The sequence below is a fragment of the Catellatospora chokoriensis genome, assembly GCF_011297315.1.
GTDB classification, from domain to species: Bacteria; Actinomycetota; Actinomycetes; order Mycobacteriales; family Micromonosporaceae; genus Catellatospora; species Catellatospora citrea.
Genome location: NZ_JAAOTI010000003.1, coordinates 226,819 through 251,855 on the forward strand (window position 1 = coordinate 226,819; position 25,037 = coordinate 251,855).

Below are 25,037 nucleotides of genomic sequence, written 5' to 3' on the forward strand. Positions count from 1 at the left end.
CGGTCCGTGGGCGTGCGCGAACCTCCGCCCTGGGGATACGCTCGTCGCCGTGCTGACGGGGATGTCGTGGCTCAACGAGCCGGGTAAGTGGTCGCAGGAGGACGGTGTCCTTCGCGCTGTCACCGATCTGCGGACCGACTTCTGGCGCAGGACGTTCTACGGGTGGACCACCGACAACGGTCACTTCTACCACCGTCCCGTGACCGGGGACTTCACCGCCGAGGTCGTCGTGTCCGCCACCCATACGACACTGTTCGACCAGGCCGGCATGATGGTCCGGGCCGACGAGCGCAACTGGCTGAAGACCGGGCTGGAGGTCACGTCGGGGACGCTGCACGTCAGCACGGTCTACACGCGCGAGTTCTCCGACGTGTCGATGGTGTCGATGGCGGGACACCCGGGCGAGGTCGCGATGCGGGTCACCCGGTTCGACGACGCCGTGACCGTGCACTGCCGCAGCGCGGACGGCCCGTGGCAGCTGCTGCGGCTCGGACACCTCGACCTGCCGCCGACCGTCGACGTCGGCGTCATGTGCTGCTCGCCGGAACGCGCCGGGCTGGAGGCCACGTTCCGGGACTTCCGGATCGGCCCGCCGATCTCGCGGGAGAACCTCGAATAGGCGGCCGGTGGCGTGCTACAGCGGTTTGGTGCAGAGCACGTCGGGCATGGGCAGGTAGCCCAGCGCCTGCCAGAATCGCAGTCCGGCCTCGTTGTCGGGCATGACCAGCAGGTTCACCCGCGGGCAGCCCAGCAGCCGGAAGCGTCGCTCCAACTCGCCCACCAGCTGACCCGCTATGCCTCGGCGGCGGTGCTCCGGCCGCACGGCCAGCCGCAGGATCCACCCCCGCCGCCCGTCGTACGTGCCCATCACCACCCCGGCCACGTCCGCGTCCGCCTCCGCCACCAGGAACAGCTCAGGGTCACGGGTCAGCTTCGCCGCCAGCTCGGCCCGCGGCACGACCTCGCGGCCCGCCGCCGCCCACACCGCCACGACGGCGTCGTAGTCGCTCCACCCGAACTGCCGAATCTGGATCACCGCGTGATCTTCCCAGGTCACGTCAGGATCGGAAGGCCCGGGCCGGCGCCAGCGGCACCTCGCCCCATCGGGCGACCAGGGCCGCGCGCAGCTCACCGGCGAACGCCGCGATCTCCGGAGCCGCCGACGTGCGTTTTGCCAGTTCGAGGCGATGCAGCAGCAGCGCACGGCGGCGTGGGGAGTCCCTCCTGCTCGCCGCGAGCGGGTCGCCGGACAGCGTCAGCGGCAGGAACCACGACGAGTACAGCACCGCCCACAGGTCCGTGGCCGCGCCCAGGTCGAGCTCGAACTCCGGGGTGGCCACGTATGGCAGGCCGGCGGCGGCCGCCTGCCGGTAGCGGGCCACCGCGCGGTCGGCGACCTCGTCCGGCAGCCGCCAGGAGCACCAGCACGACGGCCACGGCACCCGCAGGTACGCGACGTCCCAGGCGACGTGCCGCCACTCGGCGTGCTCGAAGTCGATGAGCGCGAGGCCGTCGCCGGTGAACACGTTGTTGTCCGGGCACGCGTCGCTCGGCGACAGGGCCGACGCGGCGTCGTCGTCGAGGCGGGCGGCGTGGGCCCGGAACGCGTCGGCGAGCGGCTCCGGCACGGCGACGCCGAGCGGTCCGCACGCCTGCCGCAGGTCGGCGATGTTCTGGTCCAGGGTCGCCGCGACGGAGGTCAGCGGTGCCGAACCTGGCTGCGCCCGCGCGTCCAGCTCGGCGCGGAACGCGTCACGCAGCCCCAGCGTCGCCTGGTGCACGGCCGCGATGGCGTCGGTCCACGCGTACACGGCGGCTTCGGCGGCGGACGGGTCCGTGCCGAGCAGGGCATCGGCCACGTTCGTGCCGGTGCCGAGATCGGACATGACCACGACCGGCGGCGACGCCCCGGCGGCCAGCAGCCGCGGCGCGGGCGTGCCGACCGGCAGCAGGCCGAGCGCGGCGGATTCACGGGCCCAGCTCTCCGGGTGGTCGAACGTCTTCACGATCACCGTCGTCGGCGCCTCGCCGGGCTGCGTGATCCGTGCCCGGCGCACCGCCGAGCGGTCGCTGCCGCCGAGGGCGTCCACCGGGGAGATGGTCACTCCGGGCAGCAGGGCGCGGACTTCGTCCAGATCGTCGACCACCGCGCCACGCTACTCCCTCAGCGAGCCCCGAGCCGCGGAATATCGGGTCGGACAGCAGCTCGGACAGGGTGCCGGACTCGGTTTCCCGGCCGCTGCCTTCCCCGGTCGCGCGAGAGCAGCCGCGTCCGCGCCTACGCTCGTCCCAGGCGCAGGAGAGGGGGAAGCGACGTGGCTTACGACAGGGAACTGGCAGAACGCCTGCGCGGCATGCTTGACGGGCAGGCCCAGGTTCGCGAGGTGAGTATGTTCGGCGGGCTCTCGTTCATGGTGAACGAGCAGTTGGCCGTGGCGGCCGACACCGGCGGCGACCTGATGGTCCGGGTCGATCCGCACCGGGTGGACGAACTGCTCGGCGTCGCCGGCGCGCACTGGGCCGAGATGCGCGGCCGCAGGATGAGCAAGGGCTGGCTGGTCGTGTCGCGTTCGGAGGTGGACACCGAGGAGTCGTTACGGTTCTGGGTCGGGGCGACGCTGGAGCATGCCGCCCTGAAGACCGACCAGGGATCAGCGCCCGTCCGGCTCGCGTCAGGCGGGCCGGAAGGCCAGTAGCTCCAGGATCAGCTGGTTGACCTCCTGCGGCGTGTCGGTGATCGAGAAGTGGGCCGCCCCGGGGATGGTCTTGAGCGCCACGTGCGCGGAGCCTTCGATCGCGGCCTGCTCCTGCGCGGTGAAGCCCACCTCGTCGCGGTCGCCGCGGCCGACCCACACCGTGTTGCCCGTGCCGGCCAGGCGGGTGGCCAGGTCGCCGTGCCGTCGCAGGTTGTCGAAGAACGCGGCGACCAGGTGCCGGTTCGCGGCGTGCGGATTGCGTTTCATCTGCGCGAACAGCTCGTTGAAGCGGTCCGAGGGCAGCCGGTCGCGCATGCCCTTCTTCAGGGTCGGGTTGATGCCGAGCCAGACCAGCGTGCCGAGCACCGGGACGTGCCCGGCCTCGTCGAGGGCGATGAGATCGTGCTCCTCGTCGTCGCGGGAGAACGACGGCGACAGCAGCAGCAGGCGGCCCGGATAGTCGCCACGCGCGGCGATCTCGATGCCGACGTTGGCGAAGTACGAGTGCCCCACGATCACGTCGACGGCCTCGCGGGCGGCGAACTGCTCGACCAGGTCGGCGTACCGCTCGACCGTGTAGTCGAACCCGGACGGCACGGGGCGGCCCGCGAAGCCGGGCGGGTCGGCGGCCATGGCGAGCACACCGGCTTCGGCCAGCGCCGGATCTGCCAGCATGGCCGTGTAGAACTCGGCGGTGCAGAACAGGCCGGGCAGCAGGAGCACCCGGTGCCGGACCGTGGCGGGCTCGTTCTCGATGATCGCCCAGCCGTCCTGCTCGCGCCGGCGCAGGGGCGGGTGCTGTGTCGCGGTCATGGCGCTCCCTCCGCATACCCACGTTGATCATAATTTGGTCCTCCGGTCATGCGGGCGTTTTCCCTGTTCCGCTGCGATGCCCGGTCGTACGCTGCGGTCATGGCCGGTTTCACGGGCAGCCCGCAGGACGAGGACGCGATCGGCGTGGTGCTGGCGCGCCTGGGGCGCGCGTTCGGCAGCCTGTCCGCCGACAGGGTCGCCGACCTCTACACCGCGGACGCCGATTGGACGAACGCGTTCGGCACGACCCGCACGGGCGGCGCGCAGATCGCGGCATACCTGACCGAGCTGTTCGCCGACCGGCACTTCGCCGCGGGCCGGCCGCTCGGGCCGCCGCGGGCCGACATCCGCTTCCTGAGCGCGGACGTGGCGGTGGTGAAGACCTATCTCGAACGCGAGGGGCAGCAGCGCGCCGACGGATCGGCGATGCCGGTGCGGCGCAACTTCTCACTGAAGGCGTTCGTCCGCGAGCCGGACGGCTGGAAGATCGCGTCCGACATGTACATGGACGCCCGCGACGACTCCACCCTGCCCACCCGGGCGTGACCGCCCTCAGGCGGTGGCCGTGCCCGTGGCGCGCGCGTCGGCCTTCACCCGCTCGGGATACCAGGCGGTGAACTTGAACGCGCCGACCAGCACCGCGATCGGAATGATCCAGTTGAGCCAGGCGGAGCCGCCGTGATCGGGCTGCGCGAACATGCCCAGCACCGCGCAGACCGCGAACGTCAGGCCCCAGACCAGGGTCAGCATCCGGTTGACGTGCTTGAACTGCGGCGTGGACCAGAACTGCTGCGGCACCTGCTCGCGGGCGTACTGCTCGGTGAACGGCGTGAACGCCAGCGAGCCGAGCACGACGACCGCGAGCACGGCGCTGGAGATCGCCTGCGCGTACTCCTCCAGCCACACCAGTCTGCTGTGGTCGAGCACCAGCCCGGCGATGGTCAGCGCGCCGAAGAACAGCACGGAGACGATCTCCAGCAGCTTGATCCGGCCGCGCTCATGTGACGGGATGAGCAGGATCAACGCGGCCACCAGCGCACCGCCGGCCGCGTACTCCCAGGTGCTCGGGCCGCTCACCACCCAGAAGATGATCCACGGCACGAAGCCCAGGAACGCCTTTGCCCCCATTGTCCAAATTTCTCACACTCCCCCGGAACCGGCGGTCGAATCCGGATCTCCATGCGGTCCCGACCGGCCTGCAACAAATCTGCAACCGTCAACCCTTGCCTTATGGCAAGCGCTTTCCAGAGACTGGGTCGCAGCGACGTTCCGGGTCCCCTCCGGGCGAGGACCTCGCGCGTCACCCCGCCCCGCGGCGCGTGATCCGCACTGCCGTGCGCTCGCACCACGCCCGCTCCAGCTTGGGAGACCCATGAGAGTCACATCATTGGCCGCAGCCGCCGCGCTGACCCTCGGCGCGGTGCTGGCACTGCCCGCGCCCATGGCGACCGCCGCGCCGACCCGCCACGAGGCCGAGACCTCGCCCGCCGTGTGCGTCGGCACCATCGACAGCAACTGGGCCGGGTTCTCCGGCAGCGGCTTCTGCAACGGCGACAACAACACCGGCGGCTACGTGCAGTTCACCGTCACCGCCTCGGCCGCGGGCACCGCCACCCTGGGCATACGGTTCGCCAACGGCACCACGACGGCCCGGCCCGCCGCCCTGGCCGTGAACGGGACGACAGTGCAGACCGTGTCCTTCGAGGGCACCGGCACCTGGGCCGCCTGGACCACCAAGACGCTGACGGTGAACGTCAACGCCGGCAGCAACACCGTCCGGCTCACCCCGACCACGTCGACCGGCCTGGCGAACGTGGACCACCTGGAGTTCGAGGCGGGCTCCACTCCGCCGCCCACGACCGCGCTGTACGTCGCGACCACCGGCAACGACGCGAACGCGGGCACGCTCAGCGCTCCGCTCAAGACCATCCATCGGGCGGTCGACCTGGCCCAGGCGGGTTACACGATCTACGTTCGCGGCGGGACGTACGCGCCGAGCACCAACGTGCAACTGCTCAAGAACGGCACGTCGAGCCAGCCGATCACGCTGCGCAACTACGGCAGCGAGAAGGTCGTGCTCGACGGCGAGAACATGTCGTACACGCCGGGCGCGGTGGACTCCACGATCCCCCGCTCCGAACGCGGCGCGATCCACATCGAGGGCGACTGGTGGCGCATCGTCGGCCTGGAGATCATCCACGGCCCGTACGCCGTCTTCGGCCTGGACACCAACAACAGCGTGTTCGAGCGGCTGATCACCCGCGACAACTACGAGAGCGGCCTGCACCTGCAGGGCTCGTCCAGCAACAACCTGATCCTCAACCTGGACAGCTACGGCAACCGCGACCCGCGCAAGAACGGCGAGAGCGCCGACGGCCTGGCCATCAAGGAGGGTTCCGGCAGCGGCAACGTCGTGCGCGGAGCGCGGCTGTGGAACAACTCCGACGACGGGCTGGACTTCTGGATGTTCTCCGCGCCGATCCTGCTGGAGAACAGCCTGTCCTGGGGCAACGGGTTCAACCGGTGGAACCTGCCGAACTACACCGGCGACGGCAACGGGTTCAAGCTCGGCGGCAACGCCGTGGCCGCGAGCCACACCGTACGCAACAGCATGACCTGGGACAACGCGGTCGGCGGCTTCATCGACAACAACAACCCCGGCCAGCATCTCATCGACCGCTGCACCGCCTGGGACAACCCCGGCACCGGGTTCAACGTCAACCGCTCCGACAGCACGCTGACCAGGAACCTCGCGGTGGCCAACGGGACCGCGGTCTCGCTCGGCGCGAACTCCAGCGGCTCGGGCAACTCGTGGGACCTCGGCGGCACCTGGACGCTGCAGAGCACCGACCCGTCCACGATCACCGGAGCGCGGGCCGCCGACGGCTCGATCCCCTCCTCCACGTTCCTGCGTCCGGCCAACGGCGCCGACGTCGGAGCGCGCTTCTGACCCCGGCGCGCAGGTAGGCCGGCGGGCCGCCCGATGCCGTCGGGCGGCCCGCCGCCCAGCCCGTTGCACCGGCCCGCCGCACATGACACGATGCACATCAATAAACGCCTCTCTATATAGGAGGGTTTCCATGGCACGCGTGCTCCGCCACGTGGCCGCTCGCCTGATGGGCAGGTCCCAGGTCAGCGGCCGCTATCCGTACTGGTTCTACAACTACCCGGAGTAGGCCGACCGGCATCCGGAACCCCGGTCGCGGGACCTCGGTCCGGGGACCTGCGACCGTGGGAGATCCAATGGCACAGGCCGAGCAGCGCACCCGGCCGCCAGGGCCGCGCGGGCACTGGCTCATGGGCAACACGCCCGCCTACGACGACGACCGCATCGGTTTCCTGCGGCGCACCCATCACGAGTACGGCGACGTGTTCGCCTTCGACGAGCGCACGGTCTTCGTCACCGCCCCTGAGACCGCCCACGACGTGCTCGCGCGCACCAACACCGACTTCCTCACCGAACTCGCGCCCTTCGACGCCCGGCCCGACCTGGGCGACGCCGCCGGCCAGGCCGCCGCCTGGATGTCCGCGCGCCGCACGGTGTGGCCGGGACTCAACCACACCGCCGCCGCGTCCGCCGACACCCGCACCGTCGAGCTGCTCGACGAACTGACCCGACCCGGCGCCACACGCGAGGTCGACGTCCTGCCGCTGGCGCGCGCGTTCACCGCCCACGCCATCGCGGACTACTGCTTCGGCCGGGACGCGGCGGGGCTGCCGGCACTGCTCACCGACAACCTCGACATCACCGAACCGTTCACCGCGTCGTCCTACCAGTTCCCCGCCTGGCTGCCGCTGCCCCGCCACCGCCGTTTCTTCCGGGTGCACCGGCACACGGTGCAGACCCTGACCGCCCTGGTTCGGCGGCGGCGCGCGGACCCGCGCCCGGCGGCACCGGCCGACCTGCTGGACTTCCTGCTCGACGCCGACCCGGCGATGTCCGACAGCACGGTCATGGCCACGTTGCGCGGCATCCTCATGGGCGGACACGGCATTCCGGCGGCCGCCGTCGTCTCCATCGTCCGGGAACTGGCCATGCGGCCGGACCTGGCCGCCGACCTGCGCGACGAGGCGGGTCCCGGCGATGCCGTGCCGAAGGCGCGCCTGCCGCTGGCCGAGGCGGTGGTCAAGGAGGTGCTGCGGCTGTATCCGCCGGTGTGGCTGATGACCCGCACCGCGTACCACTCGACGACGCTCGCGAACTGGTCGCTGCACCCCGGCGACGAGGTGCTGCTGAACCCGTACCTGATCCACCGCGATCCGCGCTGGTGGGAGCGCCCGGACGAGTTCGACCCGAGCCGCTGGCTCACCGGACGGCCCGCACCGCGGGCGGCCTACCTGCCGTTCGGCGCCGGGCCGCGGGTCTGCGTCGGATCGGCCCTGGCCGTGCGCCAGCTCACCCTGACGACCTCGCGGCTGGCCCAGGCCTACACCGTCGCGTCGAGCAACGCCGTCACGGCCGCGCCCAGGTTCCTCGGCCGGCTCGCCCCGGCGGGCCTGCGGGCGCGCTTCACCCCGGCGCGCCGCTGCCCGGTCACGGGGGCGGGCGGCAGCCGGTGACACGGGTCGGGCCGGCGACCGGGCCTTCCCCGGTCGCCGGCCCTCGGTGACGCTTACGCGGCAGGTCAGAGCTTGCCCGCGCCCGCACCGGCGGTGACCGACGACTTGACCGCGCCGGAACTCTGCGCGGTGTAGCCGTAGGGCACCGAGGCCACGGAGCCGTTGGTCTCGCACGGCCCCGAGTTGGTGAGCAGGTTGTCGCGGGCCACCAGGCGGCCCGGGTCGGAGTCCGCGTAGCCGCTGGCCGACCAGCACGCCTGCACCACGTTCTCGAACACGTTGCCCTCGACGAGCACCCCCGCGTTCATGGTCGACGCGATGCCGTACGACGAGGTGTTGTTGTCGATGTTGGAGTAGTAGTTGTTGAAGACGTGGACCGTCTCGCCGAACCGCACCCGCGGGTTGCGCTCGAAGGTCCGGTCGAACCAGTTGTGGTGGTACGTGATCCGCAGGTGGCCCACGTCCTCACCGGCGTTGCCGTCGGAGTGCCCGACCAGCGAGTCCTTCCAGTGGTTGCGCAGGATGTTCCAGGACACCGTGACGTAGTCGCCGGCATGGGTGATGTCGATCATCCCGTCGTAGAAGTCGACGTCGCTCTCGATGGTGCTGGACATCATGTTGTGGTCGATCCAGATGTGGGTGGCGTTCTCGATCTGGATCGCGTCGCCGCCCGGCACCCCGCGGATGTTCATGTTCTGGATGATGACGTTCGCCGGGTGCAGGTCCTCGATGTTGAGCGTGGTCCCGGAGACGCCCGAGTTCGCGCCGACACCCTGGATGGTCTTGTTGGCGGTGATCTCGACCGTGCCGGATCCACTGAGCATGCCGTTGACCAGGATGGTGCGGGTGCCCGACGCCTGCGCCTGGGTCCGGAAGTCGGCCCACGTGCTCACGGTGACCGTGGCGCCGCCCGCACCGCCGGTGGTGCCGCCCGCCTGGGTGGCCCAGCCGATGATCCCGGTGGGCGGCGGTGGTGGGCTGGTGCTCGGCGACGGCGGCACGGACGCCGACGGCGAGGCCGACGGCGGCGCGGACGGCGAGCTGGACGCCGACGGCGGCGTCGACGGGCTCGGGCCCGCCGCATCGGTCGCCACGACGTCGTCGAACGAGGCCGCGGTGTAGTTGGCCAGCAGCCCGGCGCGGCCGGTCGGATACGAGCCGTCCGAGACGGACACCAGTTGGCTGCCGTTGACCGACCCGACCAGCGAGCTGCCGGACGCGCTCAGGGCCAGGGTGTACCAGGTGCCGGTCGCCGCGGAGAACGGCGCGGTGGCCAGCACGGTGGTGCTGCCCTTGCGCAGCTGCACCGCGGTCGGGGTGAGCACGAGCGCGTAGAAGTTCGACGTGCTCTGCACGCGGGCCGCGACGCCGACCCCGCGCGAGGTGGAGTTGCTGAACGTGTTCGCCCGGACCTTCGCCGACACTGTGGCGGTCGACCAGGACGTGGAGCCGGCCAGGGCCTTGGCGCTGGCGCCGGTGCTCGACTGGGCGTAGGCGCCGGACGACACCGACCAGCTGCCACCGGACGTGGTCCAGCCGTTGGCGTTGCCGTCGTTGAAGTCGTCCGAGAGGAGCGTGGCCGCGTTCGCGGCCGCACCGATGGTCAGGATCAGCGCCGTGACGGTGACGCTGACGCCGGCGGCCAGGGCGCTGCGGGCGCGCCTGCTCCGCCGGAGGGGGACGTGCGCTTCCTGCACTGTAGGACCTCCCTGTGTGGGAATGCGCTTTCCCCCAACGTAGGAAGACATACTTAAAACAGTCAATGGCTCCTATGTGCAGCTTTGTTGCATTCAATCGGGTCAAACGCCCATGGCCGACGGTCGGTCGGCCCCGATAGGTCTGCTATGGCGAACTTTGCGGCGCGGGCGGAAGTCCCTCCGTTCGCAGGAATGGCTCCGATCGTATGGCAAGCGCTTTCCCGGTCGCCAGTGCCCGCCTCGGGAGTGTCCGGCAGCAATGTCGCACCCGGTGCCGAAGATTTCCGGCGAGCAGTGTCGGATCTGCCGGATGCCGTTCGTGGTTGAGTCGACGACGGACGCCGTCCGGCCGAGCAGAGGAGCAGCCATGACCGAGTACCTCATCTACTTCAACCAGCAGTGGGTGGGCGACCACAGCGAGGAGTGGTTCCGCGCGCGCGGGCCACTGGCCAAGGCGGTCGTCGACGAGATGAAGGCGGCCGGGGTGTACGTGTTCGCCGGGGGGCTGGAGGAGGACAACGCGGCCTTCACCGCCGACGACACCAGCGGCACGCTGCTGTTCACCGACGGGCCCTACGTCGAGAGCAAGGAGTTCCTGGGTGGGCTGACCGTGGTGAACGTGCCCGACGAGGCGGCCGCCCGCAGGTGGGCCGGCAAGGTCGCGCAGGCGTGCGGCTGGCCGCAGGAGGTCCGCCGCTTCAAGCCGAACGGGCCCGGCGATGGAGCCGGGGCATGACGGCGAGCGGATGACTATAACGTCATACTTCGATACGCTCGCGCTTCTGGATGCTTTCTTTCCAGTTCCGAAAGCGACCTGAGGAGGAGCGATGCCCCGCTCGCCATCGTCTGTCGTCACTACGTTCCTGGCGCTCGCATCGATCGCCGCGACCCTGTCCGTCCCGCTCGCCGTCGCCACCCCGGCCGCCGCGGCCGCCGCCACGGCCGCGCCGCAGCTCGTCATCGGCAGCGACTTCGCCGACCCCGACGTCTCGCGCTTCGACGGTGTCTACTACGCCTACTCGACCAACAACGGCTTCGGCAACGTGCCGGTCGCCTCGGCGACGTCGCCGGCCGGGCCGTGGACCCGCCGCGGCAACGCGCTGCCCACCCTCGGCGCCTGGGCCAGCGGCGGCCTGACCTGGGCGCCCGACGTGTCGCGCCGGGCCGACGGCCGGTACCTGCTCTACTACACCGCGCGCAGCACCGCCGTCGGCAGGCAGTGCATCGGCGCGGCCCTGGCCACCTCCCCGATCGGGCCGTTCACGCCGGTCGGCACCCAGCCGCTGGTCTGCAACGGCGGGGAGGGCGGCGACATCGACGCGTCGAGCTTCGTCGACAGCACCGGCGCGCGCTACCTGCTGTACAAGGACGACGGCAACGCCATCGGCCAGCCGACCAGCCTGTGGCTGCAGGGCGTCGCCGCCGACGGCCTCACCTTCCAGGGCGGCCGCGTCGAGCTGCTGCGCAGCGGGCGGCCCGAGGAGGCGGGCGTCATCGAGGCCCCGGTCCTGACCAAGGTCGGCACCCAGTACGTGCTGTTCTACTCGCTCGGCGGATACGGCGGCGACGGCTACCAGACCAGCTACGCGACCTCGGCGGCGCTGACCGGGCCGTACACGAAGGCGTTCCGCTCGCTGATCACCACCGAGAGCGTCGACGGCACCGTGCGCGGCCCCGGCGGCGCGGACGTGGTGCGCGACGCCGCCGGAGACAGCATCGTGTTCCACGGCTGGATCAACAACTACAGCGCCCGCGGCATGTACGTGGCGGCGCTGGGCTGGGCCGGCGGCTTCCCCGTGGTCCGGGGCAGCCGGGTGCGCACCGAGGCCGAACGCGGCACGCTGAACCGGTGCTCGGTCCGGGCGACCACGACCGCCTCCCAGGGCCAGGCCGTCGCGTACATCGACTACGCCGACAGCTGGGTGCAGCTGAGCGTGTTCGCGCCGCGGGCCGGTGCCTACACGGTCCACGTCGGCTACGCCGCGGGCTTCGGCGACGCGCAGCACACGCTCACCGTCAACGGCGGCACGCCGACGACCGTCAACTACCCGGACACGGGCTGGGAGACCTGGCGGCAGGCCCCGGTCGGGGTCACCCTGGCGGCCGGGTGGAACACGGTGCGCCTGACCTACCTGAGCCGCTGGGCCGAGCTCGACTACATCGAGGTCGCCTGAGCAGCGGACTGCCCCGGCGGATGTCCCCCGCCGGGGCAGTCCTCCGGCGGCCCGTCAGGACGGGCGGCCGGTGGTGTAGAGCCACTGGTCGAAGAAACCGTCGAGCCGGCGGCCCGAGGCCTTCTCGGCGAGCGCGATGAAGTCGGCGGTGCTGGCGTTGCCGTCCTTGTGCTGCTGGGTCCAGGTGCGCAGGATCCCGAAGAACGTGTCGTCGCCGACGAGTTTGCGCAGTGCGTGCAGGGTCATGCCGCCGCGCTCGTAGACGCTGTCGGAGAAGATCTCCTCCCGGCCCGGGTCGCCGGGCGGGACCTTCCACAGGTCGGACTTCGTGTCGGCGTAGCGCTTGTCGTACTGCTGCTGCGCGGTCGGGCCGCCGTCGTGCTCCTGCCACAGCCACTCGGCGTAGGTGGCGAAGCCCTCGTTGAGCCAGATGTCGCGCCAGGTGTCCACCGACACGCTGTCGCCGAACCACTGGTGCGCCAGCTCGTGCGCGAGGATCACCGTGTCGGGGCCGTCGGCCCAGGTCTCGGCCGTGTAGACCGGGCGGGTCTGGCTCTCCATCTCGTCCTCGACCCGCTTCTCGGCCACCACGATCCCGCCGTACGCGTCGAACGGGTACGGCCCCGCGATCGTCTCCAGGAAGTCGGCGACCTCCGGGGTCCGGGCCAGGTTGCGGTCCGCCTCCCCCACCGGCACCTTCTCGGCGATCGCGGTGATCACCGGCTTGCCCTTGTGCTCGCCCTGGCTCACCCGGAACTTGCCGACCGCCATCAGCGCCAGGTAGGACGCCATCGGCGAGGTGACCTCCCACCGCCAGGTGCTCCAGCCCGCGTCCTCGGTCCGGCCGCGCAGCAGCCCGTTGCTGATCCCGCTGTAGCCCGGCGGCACCGTCAGCTCGATGTCGTACAGCGCCTTGTCGCGGGGATGGTCGTTGACCGGGAACCAGGCCGCCGCCGACTGCGGCTCGCCGACCGCGACCGCGCCGCGGCGGCTGGTGAAGAAGCCGTTGCCCTCGGCGTCGCGGTCGGGCGTGTCGGCGGGCCGGCCGCCGTAGACGACCTCGGTGGTGAACGCCGCGCCGGAGGCGATCGGCACGGCCGGTGTGATCACCAGCTCGTCGCGCTCCCGGGCGGTCTTGGCGGCCCGGCCGTCGACCTTGACACCGCTGACGGTCAGGCCGTACAGGTCGAGGTGGAACTCGTCCAGGGACTGGGTCGCCTTCGCGCGCACCGTCGTGGTCCCGTCCAGCCGCCCGGTCGCCGGATCGAACTTGACCTTCAACTGGTAGCGCTCGACGTCGTACCCGCTGTTGCCGTAGGTCGGGAAGTAGGGGTCGCCGATGCCGGCCAGGCCGACCTGCCCGGTCAGGCTCGGGGGAAGCAGGCCGCAACCGGCCAGCAGGGACGAGGTGACGACCATCATCCCCACGATTCGGGCTTTTCGCATGGAATCACGTTAAGTGAGACGCAGGCTCCCCGCCGACGGTCGGCGAAGCTGGGAAGAACCTGTGATTCTCGGCGTCAGAGCCCGGAGTAGCCGCGCGCGAAGTCGGCGGCCAGTTCCCGGCGGTAGACGTGCGTGGCCGCCGGGCAGGGCACGGGCCGCCCGCAGCCGTCGCAGACGGGCTCGTCCACCCTCGCCTCGTGCTCGGCGGGCGGCGGGTCCAGCGCCGGGCGGGCCAGCACGGTGCCGCTTTCGAACGCGTACATGGTGTGCCCCTCGCTTGCCGTGGACCGGCTCCGGACGAGGACGGCCCCACGGCGTCGATTCCCGTGCGGATTCCGGCACAAACACGGCCCGTCACCTGTGACCCGATCGGATGATCGACGCCTTTCACCATCCACATACGATGTGCGCACCCCTCCCTCTCCGCAGACAGGTGTGCGATGTCCACAGCAGACCCCACGGCCGTACCCAAGATCGCCTGGTCGCAGCGGATGGCCGGGATCCTGGCCAGCTCCATCGCGCTCCCGCTGATCTTCGAGATCCTGCTGGCGCTGCTGGGCGACGAGCCGTTCAACTTCGGCCGGGCCGGCGTGACCGTCGTGGTGGTCGGCATCGCCGCGGGCGGGCTGTACCTGTTCCGGCCCGGCTGGCTGAACATGCAGCGCGCCCGGGCCACGTTCCTGGTGCTGGCCGGTCTGGGCACCGCCCTGCACGGGTTCCTGGTCACGGCCGCCTTCGACCTGTTCGAGAACAAGGATCTCGTGCAGGACGTGGTGGGCATGACGACCCTGCTGCTCGGGGTGACCGTCTTCGCCATCGGCTGCTTCTACTTCCGGGTCGAGGACGTGCAGGAGGTCATCGAGAACCCGTCGACGACCCGGGTTCCCGTCGAGGAGATCGCCGTCTCGCCGGTGACGGGCGTCTACCAGGCCGATTCCAGCGACCGCGCCTTGCTGGAGGCCTGCCGCGACGCCTTGAGCGTCGAGCGGCTGCACTACATCGCGTTGTACGAGCCGCCGGACACCGACCCGGCCGCACCGGCCCAAAGGGTGTTCAGTGTGGACACGTTCGAGCAGGCCAGGTACCGGGTGCGCCAGCTCAGCGCGCACCAGCGCCGGGAGTTCTACCACGCCCAGGGCGAACGCGTGGTCGAGCTGCGGCACTCCCTCGACCCGCAGCTCGCCCACCTGCACACCGGCCCCCTGGTCCGGCTGGTGCTCGACGTCGAGCAGGGCGCGATCTACTACTACGAGATCAGTCGCAACCCCAGCCGGCACCTCGTGGCGGTCACCCTCGACCAGGACCACGTCTACACCACCGACGCGGAGCTGGACATGCTCAAAGGAAAGCTGCGCAGGGAACTAGGCCTGCCGCGCGCCTGACGACCGGCGCCGCGTGGCGTCGAAGGCCGGGCCGCGGCGCGGGCGCCGCGCTCACGACTCGCGGCGATACCTGCCGGGGGACGTGGCATGGCTGCGTTTGAAGGCGGCGGCGAAGGCGAACTCGGAGCCGTAGCCCACTTGTCCCGCGATGGATCTCAACGGTGCGTCGGTGGTCCGCAGCAGGCGCTCCGCCGTGGTCATCCGCCACCAGGTCAGATAGGCAAGGGGTGGTTGACCGACGAGCGTGGCGAAGCGCCTGGCGAACGCCGCCCGGGACAGTCCCGCCTGGGCGGCGAGTTGTGCCACCGTCCAGGGAGCTGCCGGCTCCCGGTGCATGGCGTGCAGCGCCGCGGCGACCGGCGGGTCGCTGAGCGCGGCCGCCCAGCCGGCGGTGTCGCCCCGTGCGGCCTGTTCGTCGAACCACACCCGCAGGATGTACAGCAGCAGCGTGTCCAGCAGCGCCCGCCTGGCCGCGTCCGCGCCCAGGCGAGGATGGCGCACCTCGGCGGCGAGCAGCCGGACGGCCGAGGTGAGCTCCGGGCGCCGGCCCGACCGCGCGGGCAGGTGCATCACCTCGGGCAGGCTCAGCAGGAGCGGGTGAGCGCGGGAGACGTCGAGTTGGTACGCACCGCAGAGCACCACGGTCTCGGGACCGCCCTGCCCGGTGCGGTCGACCGAGTCCGACACCGACTGCGGGTCGCCGGGAACGCAGGCGGGCGCCACGGGGCTTTCCGGACTGTCGGCCAGGGTGTGCCCGGTGCCGCGGGGCAGGAACACCACGTCGCCTTCGCCGAGCGGAACGGGCTGCGCGTCCGGTGGCAGCAGCCAGCACGAGCCCTCCAGGATCACCTGGAAGCCCGCCGACCCGGGCACCGCGGCGAAGTGCTGCCCCCAGGGAGCGTGCCAGCGCACGTGTGCCGAGCGGGGTCGGCCGGTCCGCGTCACCGAGATCACGTCACTGAGCACGTCCACCGCCCGAGGATACGGCTGGCGAGACGCACGCGTATGAACCGGGCAGCCTCACACATGGATCGTCTCAGGACACGATCGTAGGTTCGTGGCATGACCATGATGACCGCACGGATCCACGAGTACGGCGCAGCGTCGGTGATCCGCTACGAGACCAGCGCCCGCCCCCGGCCCGGTGCCGGCGAGGTGCTCCTCCGCGTCGCGGCGACGTCGTTCAACCCGACCGAGGCCGCGTTGCGTGCCGGGCTGCTGCAGAGTCTCCTCCCCGTGGACCTGCCCTACACGCTCGGCTGGGACGTTTCCGGCACGGTCGCCGAGATCGGCCCCGGCACAGCCGGATTCGAGGTGGGCGACCAGGTCATCGGGCGGCTGGACGACGCGGGTGCGGCCGCCGAATACGTAAGCGCGCCGACTGCCGCGCTGGTCCCGCCCCCCACCCGGATCCCGCTCGCCCACGCGGCGGCCCTGCCCGTGGCCGGCCTCACGGCATGGCAGGCGGTGTTCGAGCAGGGGAAGGTGGGCGGCGGTCAGCGGGTGCTCGTCAACGGCGCCGGTGGCGGTGTCGGCGGTTTCGTGACGCAGCTGGCCAAGCACGCCGGAGCGCACGTGACCGCGACAGCGAGTGCCCGCAGCGCCGACACGGTCCGCCGGCAGGGCGCGGATCACGTGATCGACTACACGGCCGTTCCGGTGGCCGCCGCTCTCGACGGTCCCGTGGACACGCTGCTCAACCTGGTCCCACTCCGCTCGTCGGACGCCGCGGCGCTGGTTTCGGTGGTGCGGCCCGGCGGGCGGATCGTGTCGATCGCGACACCGATCGAACCGCCCGCCGGCGCCGGAATCACCGCACTGCACCTGGTCGCCCGCAATGATGTCGCGCACCTGGCCGCCCTCGTGGAATTGGTCGACGCAGGCGTCGTCACGGTCGACATCAGCCGGACCCGACCCTTGGCCGATCTCGCTGAGGTCCACCGCCTCAGCGAGGCGGGCCTGCTCCGGGGCAAGGTCGTCCTCGTTCCGTGAACCTCGGCCGACGCGCCGGGAGGCCTCGACCAGACAAGCAAGGCCTGGTCGAGGCCGCAACGGTCAGAAGGTGTACGGCGTCGCGTACTGCGGCCGCAGGATGGTGGTGCGCGGTGCGGCCTGCCGGATCGCCGCCTCGAACGCGGCCAGCCGCTCGGCGTCGGCGGGCGCGACCACAGGCGGGTTCTGCAGCGGCGTCTCGAAGTTGTCCCAGTGCACCGGCACCACGACCGCCGGGCGGTCCAGGGCCTCGATCAGCCGGGGCACGTAGTCGTGGGTGTTGCCGGTCGACGGCAGGGCCAGCATCGCGACGTCCGGGTGCAGGCCCCGCAGGTTGCGCTCGACGAAGTCGCTGGCACCCATGAAGAACACCGACGGCCCGTCCTTGACGGTGACCTGGTAGGACAGCGTGTCGCCTTCGGGCAGATCGGCGATGGTCCGCGGAGCCGGGACGCCCGGGCTGGTGCGCACCCCCGGGAAAGCCACCGAGTACGCCGCGTTGCGGCTGTGCAGCGCGGACACCACCTCGACGGAGTAGTCGCCGAACTCCAGCACCTCACCGCCCTTGACCGGGCTCAGCTGCCCGGCGGCCACACCCGACGCGAGCCCGAGGTGGTACGCGGTGAGCGTGCCGAAGACCCGTGCGCCGGTGGTCGTCGCGACGTGCGGCACGTCGTTGAAGTGGTCCCAGTGGGTGTGCGTGACGAACACGTTCTCCGGCTTGCCGACGTGTGCGGCGACCGTGGCCGCGTTCACGGTGAGTGAGGTGGCGGGGTCGAACGCGCCGGTGAACAGGCCGGTCGGGAACCGGGTCAGGTACGGGTCGATGAGCAGGGTGCGCGCGCCGACGTCGATGCGCCACCCGGAGGTGCCCAGCCAGCGCAGCGTCGCCGTCTGCCGCTTGGCGGTGCCGGTCCGGGGACCGGGCGCGGCGGCGGCCGGCGTGGCGAGGGCCGGCGCGGCGGCGACCGGGATGGCGGCGATCGCGGTGCCCGCTGCGGCCGTACGCAGGAAGCGGCGGCGGTCGGCCGAGTGCTCAGACATGGGTGTTTCCCCTCGTGCGGTGGATCAAGATGACCAGCGCAGCGAAGCACCCGCCCCGCGGCACCGTCCAAGATCGCGAGACGGCACCCGCCATATCGATCCGGATATCAGCGCAGTTCAGGAGATGCCCGGCGAGCCCGACAAGTGGCCTATGTCACTCGCCACGGAGGTCGTCCACGGCCAGTTTCGCGGCCCGGCCGAGCGCCAGGTCGAGCTCCAGCCGCGGCATGGACAGACGTTCGGTCTTGGCGAACACGGCCACCGCGTAGCGGCCGCCGTCGGGATACTCCACGACCCCGGCCTCCATGTGCAGGCCCGGCAGCGTTCCGGTCTTGCCCGCCACCCGCACGCCCGGCGGGAACGCCGCGGCGAGCCGGGTCCAGAACAGCTGCCGGAACATCAGCGCGCGGACGTCCGCGCAGGCCCGCGCGGGGCCGGCCTCGTCCCGCCAGATGAGCCCGAGCAGCCGGGTGACCTCCTCGGGAGTGCTGGAGTTGGTGTGCGCGGGGTCGAACACCCGCAGTGCGCGGACCCGCTCGTCGGGCAGCGACGGGAAGATCCGCGCGAACTCCCCGTCGTCGCGCGCGCCGACATCGGCGATCATGGTGGCGAGCAGCTCCCGCGGCCCGCCGATCAGGTGCGTGCGGGTCAGGCCCAGCTCCTGCGCGAGCAGTGGCAGCAGGTCCGGGCCGACGCGGCGCAACAGCAGGTCGGCGGCGGTGTTGTCGCTGACGGACATGGCGAAGTAGGCCAGGTCGCGCAGCGACATCTCGACGTCGTCGGCGCAGCCTGCCGTGCCCCAGCCGCCGAGCCGGTCGCCGGCGCGGACCAGCACCCGGTCGGCCGGATCGAGGGAGCCCGCGGCGGTCTGCCGGGCGAACTCCAGGACGAGCAGGATCTTGAAGATGGACCCGATGACGACCTGGTCGTCCGCGCCGACCGCGACCTCCCGGCCGGTGTCGAGGTCGCGGGCGTGCAGCCACCCCCGCATGTCCGCGCCGGCGAACACGTCCGCGATCCGGTTCGTGATCAACATCGGATCAGCCTATGGTCGGACGGTGGATCTCTCCAAGCACCTGCGCTACTTCCTGGTCGTCGCGGAGGAACTGCACTTCAGCCGGGCCGCCGCGATCCTCGGCATGGCCCAGCCGCCGCTCAGCCAGGCCATGCGGCGGCTGGAGGACGAACTCGGGGTCACCCTGTTCGACCGGCTGCCCCGCGAGACCGCCCTGACCGCCGCCGGGCACGCGCTGCGCGACGAGGCACGCGAGTTCCTGGCCGCGGAGCAGCGGATGCGGACCCTCATGAACACCATCCGCGACGGCACGCTCGGCACCCTGCGGGCCGGGGTGCCGCCGGAGACACCCGCCGCGGCCCTGGGCGAGCTGCTGCGCCGGCTCGCCGAGCAGGCCCCCGGACTCGACGTCGACCTGCAGGAGCTGACCACCGCCGAGCAGCTGGAACTGCTCGCCGCCGCGCGGCTCGACGTGGGCCTGGTGCACCAGCCGGTCGACGACGCGGACCTGCACGCCGGCCCGGTCGTCCGGACCCGCCTGGGCGTGGTCCTGTCCCGGACCAGCCCGCTGGCCCGGTCGAGCGAGGTCGCCCTGGCCGATCTCGCCGGGCACGGCCTGGTCGTCTTCCCTCGCGCCACCGCCCCCGCCTGGCACGATCACCTGCTCGCGGTATGCCGCGAGCACGGCTTCACGCCGAGCCGGGTGCGGCACGCCCGCAACCCCGAGTTCCTGTGCGGGCTGGTGCTCGCCGGTCAGGGCGTGGCGCTGGAGCGGGAGTCCGCGACCCGCCGGGAGCCCCGGGTCACCTGGCGGCCGCTGACCGGCGACCCGCTGTGGCAGCAGGTCACCGCGGTGTGGCCACGCCGGTCACCGCACCCGGCGGCGCAGCGCTTCGCCACCGTCGCCGGCGAGGTCCTGGCCGGGACCGGGGCGCCGCCCGCGACGGTGCGGGCGGCAGGGGCGCCGGCGCCGTGGTCGGTCGTCTTCCATACCGCCCCGGGCGTGTGAGGCCACCACGGGGCAGGCGGCCCCGCCGCAGATGCCCATAATCCGCAGGTCAGGGCCACTTGCCGAGACGCTGGCGCATGAAGATCCAGACTCTCGCCACCGAGCTGGCGGTCGCGGTCAGGGGGTCGATCATGGCGGTGGGCGGCCCGTCCGAAGGCGCGGACGCGGCATTCGACGCGGTGCTCGCCGACGGGCGCATCCACGCGGTCTACTGCACCGGCTGGTGCCGGCCGAACCGGACACGTACTGGTAGGCCACCGCCCGAAGCGCCCGCCGGGATCAGCCGTTCAGCAGGTCACGGACCTCGCGGGCGAGTTCGACCGACGCCTCGATCTCGACCTTGCGGATGGAGACGCTCTCGACGTTGAACCCGAACGGCACGCCCAGCCGCCGGCAGAACGCGGCCAGCTCGCGGGCGGTGACCAGGCACTGCTGGTAGGACTCGGTCAGCGGGTCGTCGGAGTAGCGCAGCGCGTTCTCCAGCCAGCGGGGCACGTTCACGCCCAGCCAGTGCAGGAACGACAGCGTCTTCAGCGAGCCGCACACCGACAACGTGAAGATCACCGGTCGGGGCGCGACGCCCTTCTGCGCGCAGGTGTAGTAGTAGTCCGACAGCAGGCTCTTGGTGGCGTCGACGTCGTACACCACCTGCGTGATGAAGAACGACGCGCCGCGGTCCTGTTTGGTCAGCATGCGCAGGTGCTCGTCGCCGGTGCGGGTGTAGCGCTCGGTGATGGCGACCGCCCCCAGCGGCAGGTCGGCGCGCACCCGGTCGCGCAGCGCGTACGCCTGGGTCAGCCCCGTGCGCACGCCCTTGTCCCGCGACGACGCGCCGACGAACACGCCCAGCACCCGGTCGGTGTCCACCTCGCCGAGCCAGTCCGCCAGCTCCGGCTCGGTGTACTTGCCCACGCACCGGTAGACGACCGACGGCAGCTCCCACGAGCCCAGGTGGTCGCGGTGGAACGACACGGGATCCATCGTCGGCAGGTACGGGAACGGGCGCTCCTGCGGGTTGCGGTCGCTCTCGTCGTCGATGTCGTAGAGGATGAGCCCGTCGAGGTCCACCGTGGCCAGCCGGGCGAGGGTGACCTCGGCGATCTGGGCGGCCTGCTCGGGCGAGACGCTGCGCCGCGGCGGCGTGATGCCGAGCAGCAGCACGCCGTCCTCGGCCCGCTCCAGCATCGCCCGCAGAGACCGGCGGGCAGTCACGCTGTCGTCACTCATGGAAGCACGGTATCGAACCCGCTCGCACCGCACCGACCCGTGCTCAGGCGATCCGCGCCACATCACGCGGCGCGCGACGGCGTCGAGCGGCGCGTGGCCGGGTGCGCGGTGCCACCCGGCCACCGTTCGCTCAGTCCACGAGCGTGCAGAGGTTGGTCGTGGTGCCGTGGACCATCGTGAGGGTCTTCTGGAACGTTGGCGTGAACGCGACGCTGTAGACGCCGTCGATCAACCACATGCCGCGCGGCAGGGTGCTGCCGTCCGCCCGGAACCCGAAGATCACCGGGCCGACCACGTAGTAGGTCATCGACCCGTCCGTGCCGTACTCGACCAGCGCCGTGCCGCTCGCGTCGACCTCGGTGAACGCCCCTGTCTCCAGGTTGGTGAACTTGACGACGAGGTCACCGGCGTAGAGGTCGCGCTTCGGCTTGCCGTCGGCGTAGGTGTCCAGGACGAGCTTGCGCACCTCGTCCCGGATCGGCTCGCTGCGGATGGCGAAGTCGCAGCGGGCACCCGCAGGCTGCTCGAAGGCAGCCGACGGGGCCGGCACCCAGCCGCCGTGCGCACCGGCCCCGCCGGCCGGTTCGGTGGCCTGAGCCGGCACGGCCCCGGCCAGCAGCGCGGTGACCATGACCGCGGCCGCGATGACTGCTCGACGCATGAACGCTCCTTTCCTGTTCCTTCGTGGTGTGCCGGCACAGCCTGGCCCGGCCGGCTCACCACGGTCTGACCACCCAAAAAGGACCGGTAGAACGAAACACCCGATCCGGCAGCGGCGACACACCCGCGACTCGGCACGCCTCACCACGTCCTCGACACGCGCCAAGGTCAACCACCCGGGCGGGGCCGAGCGTCCTACCGGTATGGAGTTCCGCCTGCTCGGCCCGTTCGAGGCCTGTCACGACGGCCGTCTCGTGGAGATCGCCAGCCGCCGCCAGGAACGCTGCCTGCTGGCCCTGCTGCTGCTCGACCTCGGGCACCTGGTCACCATCGACCGCCTCATCGACCTGCTGTGGAACGGCAGCCCACCGGCCTCGGCGCGCGGCGCCGTGTACACCTACGTGGGCCGCCTGCGGGCGGCGCTGAGCCCGTACGGCGTGCGCATCACCACGCGCGCGGACGGATACCTCGTCGAGGCGGACGACCACCGCGTCGACGTCACCGACTTCCATCGCACCGTGCAGCAGGGCCTGGACGCCGCCGATCCCGCGGCGCGAGCCGCTCTGCTCGACGGCGCGCTGCGGCTGTGGCGCGGGCCGCTGCTGGCCGACGTGGCCGACGACGCACTGCGGCACCGGCTCGACGGGCAGCTCGACGAGGCCCGGCTGGTGGCCGTCGAGAAACGCGCCGAAGCGCACCTCGACCTCGGCAGGCACGCCCGCGTCGGCAAGGACCTGGCGGAGCTCGCCGACGTGTTCCCCCTGCGCGAACGGCTGATCGGCCTCCTGATGACCGCCCACTACCGCGCCGCCCGCCGGGCCGACGCCCTGCTGCTGTACGAGGCCACCCGCCAGGCCCTGGCCACCGAACTCGGCGTCGACCCCGGCCCCGACCTGCAGGAACTGCACCGGCGCATCCTCCGCAACGATGCGCGCCTGGACCAGCCGCGCCGCGCGGTGTACGAGGTGCGGGTCCGCGAGCAGGTGCTGCCCTGGACCGTCGGCGGGCATCCCGCGCTCGACTTCTGCAACACCTTCGCCGGCTGGGGTCTGCCGAGCCCGGCCCCGCCCGGCGCCGAGTGGCTGCGCGGCTACGACACCTTCGCCGTGTGGTGCGGCTACATCGGACTCGCCGACGACCCGACGGTCAGCCGGCTGCTAGCCCTCGCCGGCCGCGACCCGGCCGGGGCCGAGGCGACCCTGGAGCAGGCGCGGGCACTTCGCGCACAGGTGTACGCGTGCCTGCGCGGGCACGCCGACCACGGCGCGTTCGACGCGGTCGCCAGGGCGGCCGAGGCGGCCGCCAAGACGCTGGAGTACACCCGGGACGAGACCGGCGGCGGGCGCTGGCGGCCCGGCCTCGACGCCGGACTGCGCCTGCCGCTGCACGCCGCCGCCTGGAGCGCCGCCGAGCTGCTCGCCGACCCGCGCCGGCTGACCGTGCGGTCCTGCGCCGAGTCCCACTGCCGGTGGCTGTTCCTGGACGAGACCAGCATGCGCCGCTGGTGCAGCCTGGTGACCTGCGCCGCCTGAACGGGTCCCGCGCTCAGGGCGCCAGGGTGGCGGGCATGCCGAAGGCGGCGACGTGGTGCGCGCCGACGAAGGCGTTGCTCTCCGCGATCCTCCCGTGCTCGATCCGGAGCACGTCGACGACCAGGCCCTCGTAGCGTGGGCTGCCGGGCTCGCGCAGGTAGCAGACCAGCGCCGGCCGCCCGTTGGCCGAGCTGGGGAAGGTGCGCCAGTCGAGGGGGCGGCTGAGGAACGCCACGGCCGCGTCGATGCCGACGACCGGCGGCTCGGGCGGCATGGTGATGCGCACGTCGTCGGCGAGCAGAGCACGCAGCGACCGCGGGTCGGTCGCGGCGGCGTACCGGCGCAGGATCTCCTCGTCCTGGCGGGTCAGCGGCGGACGCCGCCAGTCCCGCGGATCGGCCGGGGCGTGGTGGCGCAGGGTCTGGCGGGCCCGCTGCAGCAGGCTGTTGACGGTGGTGACCGGGGTGTCGAGCGCGGCGGCGATCTCCGGCGGCGTCCAGCCGTGCACGTCGCGCAGCACGAACGCCACCCGCTGCCGACCGGGCAGGTGCATGAGTGCCGCGATCAGGGCCAGTTCGACGGTCTCGCGGGCGGGCACACCGGTCTGCGGGTCGTCGGCCAGCAGCGCGTCGGGGTAGGGGCCGATCTCGGTGGACCACTCCAGCAGGTCCCCGGACGGCACAGCGCGGTTGGCGGCCGCTTTGCGGCTGTCGAGGAAGACGTTCGTCGCGATCCGGTACAGCCAGGTGCGCACCGACGCCCGGCCCTCGAAGCGGTCGCGCGCCCGCCAGGCGCGCAGGAACGTCTCCTGCACCAGGTCGTCGGCATCGGGGACGTTGCCCACCAGGTGATAGCAGTGCAGATGCAGGTCCCGGCGGTGCTCGCCGAATGCGCGCTGCAGCCGGACCGCCGGTTCGGCAGGCGCGTCGGACATGCGGTTCTCCCGGAGTTCGGTCCTCGTCATGACTGTACTGACGATCGAGCAGGCCGGTCCTCATCGGTGACCGATGACGGCTGCCGCCCTGGCTCGTCTGAACAGTGACCGATCCGATTCACGAGAGGACGCCACCATGACGGCGAATCCATTGTCCGGCGCCGCGAGCCCACCGGTCGTCGACCGGCAGACCTGGCTGCGAGCGCGCGACGAGCTGCTGGCCCGGGAGAAGGCCCACACGCGCGAGGGAGACGCCATCGCCGCGGCACGGCGCCGCCTGCCGATGACTCTCGTGCCGCCGGTCGCCGTGCAGGGCCCCGGCGGTCGGACTCCCCTGGTGGACGTGTTCGAGGGACGGAGCCTGCTCATCGGGTACTTCCACATGTGGCACGACGGCGCGCCGTTCGAGGGGCAGTGCGAAGGCTGCACGTTCTCGACCTGCCACATGCAGCTGCTGGACTACCTGCACGCCCGGGACGTCACCTACGCCGTGTTCTGCCAGGGCCCCTACCCCGACAGCGCCGCGTTCGCGCGGTTCATGGGGTATCCGTTCCCCTGGTACTCGGCCCGCGACGCCGGCCCGGTCCTGGTCGACGGCCGCGACTTCGGGTTCATCGCCTGCTACCTGCGCGACGGCGACCAGGTCTATGAGACCTACTGGACGACCGGGCGGGGCGTCGAGGCCCTCATGACCAGCTATCACGCCCTGGACCTGACGATGTACGGCCGCCAGGAGAGCTGGGAGGACTCCCCCGCCGGCTGGCCGCGCGTCAGCGGTCACCCGTGGCGGCTCGACGGCCGCCCGACGGCGCAGTGGAGCCGCCTGCCCCGGGGCTGAGTCCGCGGTCGCGGCGCC

25 protein-coding genes are annotated in these 25,037 nt (G+C 71.8%); 12 read left to right on the forward strand and 13 right to left on the reverse strand.

Annotated features, from left to right (window positions below; genetic code table 11):
* The first annotated feature begins 49 nt into the window (after positions 1 to 49).
* Positions 50 to 619, forward strand: a complete 570-nt coding sequence (locus tag HAV39_RS06005) for a DUF1349 domain-containing protein (RefSeq protein ID WP_191838178.1) — start codon at positions 50 to 52, stop codon at positions 617 to 619.
* Between the two features lie 15 nt (positions 620 to 634).
* On the opposite strand, the gene HAV39_RS06010 is transcribed toward HAV39_RS06005, so the two are convergent.
* Together HAV39_RS06010 and HAV39_RS06015 are read right to left on the reverse strand one after the other, a co-directional pair.
* Entirely contained in the window at positions 635 to 1,057 is a 423-nt protein-coding gene (locus HAV39_RS06010; protein ID WP_239120480.1) for a GNAT family N-acetyltransferase, read from the reverse strand.
* 1 nt (position 1,058) lies between these two features.
* On the reverse strand, positions 1,059 to 2,147 hold the full coding sequence (locus HAV39_RS06015; RefSeq protein ID WP_191838179.1) for a phosphotransferase family protein: 1,089 nt from the start codon (positions 2,145 to 2,147) through the stop codon (positions 1,059 to 1,061).
* Between the two features lie 168 nt (positions 2,148 to 2,315).
* On the opposite strand from HAV39_RS06015, the gene HAV39_RS06020 reads away from it, so the two are divergent.
* Positions 2,316 to 2,696 carry a TfoX/Sxy family protein gene (locus HAV39_RS06020; protein WP_191838180.1) on the forward strand — a complete coding sequence of 127 codons (381 nt, stop codon included), beginning with the start codon at positions 2,316 to 2,318 and terminating at the stop codon, positions 2,694 to 2,696.
* Here HAV39_RS06020 and HAV39_RS06025 read toward each other — a convergent pair.
* A complete protein-coding gene (locus tag HAV39_RS06025; RefSeq protein WP_191838181.1) occupies positions 2,673 to 3,509 on the reverse strand; it encodes an alpha/beta fold hydrolase in 837 nt (278 codons plus the stop codon). The two genes, HAV39_RS06020 and HAV39_RS06025, sit on opposite strands and share 24 nt — an antisense overlap.
* A 99-nt stretch (positions 3,510 to 3,608) precedes the next feature.
* On the opposite strand from HAV39_RS06025, the gene HAV39_RS06030 reads away from it, so the two are divergent.
* Positions 3,609 to 4,055: a YybH family protein gene (locus HAV39_RS06030; RefSeq protein WP_191838182.1), complete on the forward strand. Its 447-nt coding sequence runs from the start codon at positions 3,609 to 3,611 to the stop codon at positions 4,053 to 4,055.
* Positions 4,056 to 4,061: 6 nt separating this feature from the next.
* Here HAV39_RS06030 and HAV39_RS06035 read toward each other — a convergent pair whose 3' ends face one another.
* Positions 4,062 to 4,637: a DUF3159 domain-containing protein gene (locus HAV39_RS06035; protein ID WP_191838183.1), complete on the reverse strand. Its 576-nt coding sequence runs from the start codon at positions 4,635 to 4,637 to the stop codon at positions 4,062 to 4,064.
* Positions 4,638 to 4,881: 244 nt separating this feature from the next.
* On the opposite strand from HAV39_RS06035, the gene HAV39_RS06040 reads away from it, so the two are divergent.
* Both HAV39_RS06040 and HAV39_RS06045 read left to right on the forward strand, forming a co-directional pair.
* Complete coding sequence (locus tag HAV39_RS06040) at positions 4,882 to 6,459, forward strand: right-handed parallel beta-helix repeat-containing protein (RefSeq protein WP_239120479.1); 1,578 nt, start codon at positions 4,882 to 4,884, stop codon at positions 6,457 to 6,459.
* Positions 6,460 to 6,752: 293 nt separating this feature from the next.
* Positions 6,753 to 8,069 carry a cytochrome P450 gene (locus HAV39_RS06045; protein WP_191838184.1) on the forward strand — a complete coding sequence of 439 codons (1,317 nt, stop codon included), beginning with the start codon at positions 6,753 to 6,755 and terminating at the stop codon, positions 8,067 to 8,069.
* 65 nt (positions 8,070 to 8,134) lie between these two features.
* Here the strand turns inward: HAV39_RS06045 and HAV39_RS06050 are convergent, their stop codons facing one another.
* Complete coding sequence (locus HAV39_RS06050; protein WP_239120478.1) at positions 8,135 to 9,766, reverse strand: pectate lyase family protein; 1,632 nt, start codon at positions 9,764 to 9,766, stop codon at positions 8,135 to 8,137.
* 367 nt (positions 9,767 to 10,133) lie between these two features.
* Between HAV39_RS06050 and HAV39_RS06055 the strand changes: the two genes are divergently transcribed.
* Together HAV39_RS06055 and HAV39_RS06060 are read left to right on the forward strand one after the other, a co-directional pair.
* Positions 10,134 to 10,502: a YciI family protein gene (locus HAV39_RS06055; protein WP_191838186.1), complete on the forward strand. Its 369-nt coding sequence runs from the start codon at positions 10,134 to 10,136 to the stop codon at positions 10,500 to 10,502.
* Between the two features lie 91 nt (positions 10,503 to 10,593).
* A complete protein-coding gene (locus tag HAV39_RS06060; RefSeq protein WP_191838187.1) occupies positions 10,594 to 11,940 on the forward strand; it encodes a family 43 glycosylhydrolase in 1,347 nt (448 codons plus the stop codon).
* A gap of 54 nt (positions 11,941 to 11,994) precedes the next feature.
* Here HAV39_RS06060 and HAV39_RS06065 read toward each other — a convergent pair whose 3' ends face one another.
* Together HAV39_RS06065 and HAV39_RS06070 are read right to left on the reverse strand one after the other, a co-directional pair.
* Positions 11,995 to 13,386, reverse strand: coding sequence for a M1 family metallopeptidase (locus HAV39_RS06065; protein ID WP_191838188.1), 1,392 nt, complete (start codon positions 13,384 to 13,386; stop codon positions 11,995 to 11,997).
* Between the two features lie 74 nt (positions 13,387 to 13,460).
* Positions 13,461 to 13,649 carry a hypothetical protein gene (locus HAV39_RS06070; protein ID WP_191838189.1) on the reverse strand — a complete coding sequence of 63 codons (189 nt, stop codon included), beginning with the start codon at positions 13,647 to 13,649 and terminating at the stop codon, positions 13,461 to 13,463.
* Positions 13,650 to 13,826: 177 nt separating this feature from the next.
* On the opposite strand from HAV39_RS06070, the gene HAV39_RS06075 reads away from it, so the two are divergent.
* Entirely contained in the window at positions 13,827 to 14,768 is a 942-nt protein-coding gene (locus HAV39_RS06075) for a hypothetical protein (RefSeq protein ID WP_191838190.1), read from the forward strand.
* 51 nt (positions 14,769 to 14,819) lie between these two features.
* Here the strand turns inward: HAV39_RS06075 and HAV39_RS06080 are convergent, their stop codons facing one another.
* Positions 14,820 to 15,740: an AraC family transcriptional regulator gene (locus HAV39_RS06080; protein WP_191838191.1), complete on the reverse strand. Its 921-nt coding sequence runs from the start codon at positions 15,738 to 15,740 to the stop codon at positions 14,820 to 14,822.
* 90 nt (positions 15,741 to 15,830) lie between these two features.
* Here HAV39_RS06080 and HAV39_RS06085 point away from each other — a divergent pair, with 90 nt between their 5' ends.
* Positions 15,831 to 16,760 (forward strand): NADP-dependent oxidoreductase, encoded by a 930-nt coding sequence (locus tag HAV39_RS06085; RefSeq protein WP_191838192.1) that lies wholly within the window; start codon positions 15,831 to 15,833, stop codon positions 16,758 to 16,760.
* Between the two features lie 63 nt (positions 16,761 to 16,823).
* Here the strand turns inward: HAV39_RS06085 and HAV39_RS06090 are convergent, their stop codons facing one another.
* A complete protein-coding gene (locus HAV39_RS06090) occupies positions 16,824 to 17,804 on the reverse strand; it encodes an MBL fold metallo-hydrolase (RefSeq protein WP_191838193.1) in 981 nt (326 codons plus the stop codon).
* 154 nt (positions 17,805 to 17,958) lie between these two features.
* Positions 17,959 to 18,840, reverse strand: a complete 882-nt coding sequence (locus HAV39_RS06095) for a serine hydrolase (RefSeq protein WP_191838194.1) — start codon at positions 18,838 to 18,840, stop codon at positions 17,959 to 17,961.
* A 22-nt stretch (positions 18,841 to 18,862) separates the two neighbouring features.
* Here HAV39_RS06095 and HAV39_RS06100 point away from each other — a divergent pair, with 22 nt between their 5' ends.
* Positions 18,863 to 19,828, forward strand: a complete 966-nt coding sequence (locus tag HAV39_RS06100; protein ID WP_191838195.1) for a LysR family transcriptional regulator — start codon at positions 18,863 to 18,865, stop codon at positions 19,826 to 19,828.
* A 279-nt stretch (positions 19,829 to 20,107) separates the two neighbouring features.
* On the opposite strand, the gene HAV39_RS06105 is transcribed toward HAV39_RS06100, so the two are convergent.
* Positions 20,108 to 21,055 (reverse strand): methylenetetrahydrofolate reductase, encoded by a 948-nt coding sequence (locus HAV39_RS06105; RefSeq protein ID WP_191838196.1) that lies wholly within the window; start codon positions 21,053 to 21,055, stop codon positions 20,108 to 20,110.
* A 130-nt stretch (positions 21,056 to 21,185) separates the two neighbouring features.
* On the reverse strand, positions 21,186 to 21,716 hold the full coding sequence (locus HAV39_RS06110; protein ID WP_191838197.1) for a hypothetical protein: 531 nt from the start codon (positions 21,714 to 21,716) through the stop codon (positions 21,186 to 21,188).
* A 202-nt stretch (positions 21,717 to 21,918) separates the two neighbouring features.
* On the opposite strand from HAV39_RS06110, the gene HAV39_RS06115 reads away from it, so the two are divergent.
* Positions 21,919 to 23,247, forward strand: a complete 1,329-nt coding sequence (locus HAV39_RS06115; RefSeq protein ID WP_191838198.1) for a BTAD domain-containing putative transcriptional regulator — start codon at positions 21,919 to 21,921, stop codon at positions 23,245 to 23,247.
* Positions 23,248 to 23,260: 13 nt separating this feature from the next.
* On the opposite strand, the gene HAV39_RS06120 is transcribed toward HAV39_RS06115, so the two are convergent.
* Entirely contained in the window at positions 23,261 to 24,181 is a 921-nt protein-coding gene (locus HAV39_RS06120) for an RNA polymerase subunit sigma-70 (protein ID WP_191838199.1), read from the reverse strand.
* A 136-nt stretch (positions 24,182 to 24,317) separates the two neighbouring features.
* Here HAV39_RS06120 and HAV39_RS06125 point away from each other — a divergent pair, with 136 nt between their 5' ends.
* A complete protein-coding gene (locus tag HAV39_RS06125) occupies positions 24,318 to 25,019 on the forward strand; it encodes a DUF899 family protein (protein WP_191838200.1) in 702 nt (233 codons plus the stop codon).
* The last annotated feature ends 18 nt before the right edge of the window (positions 25,020 to 25,037 follow it).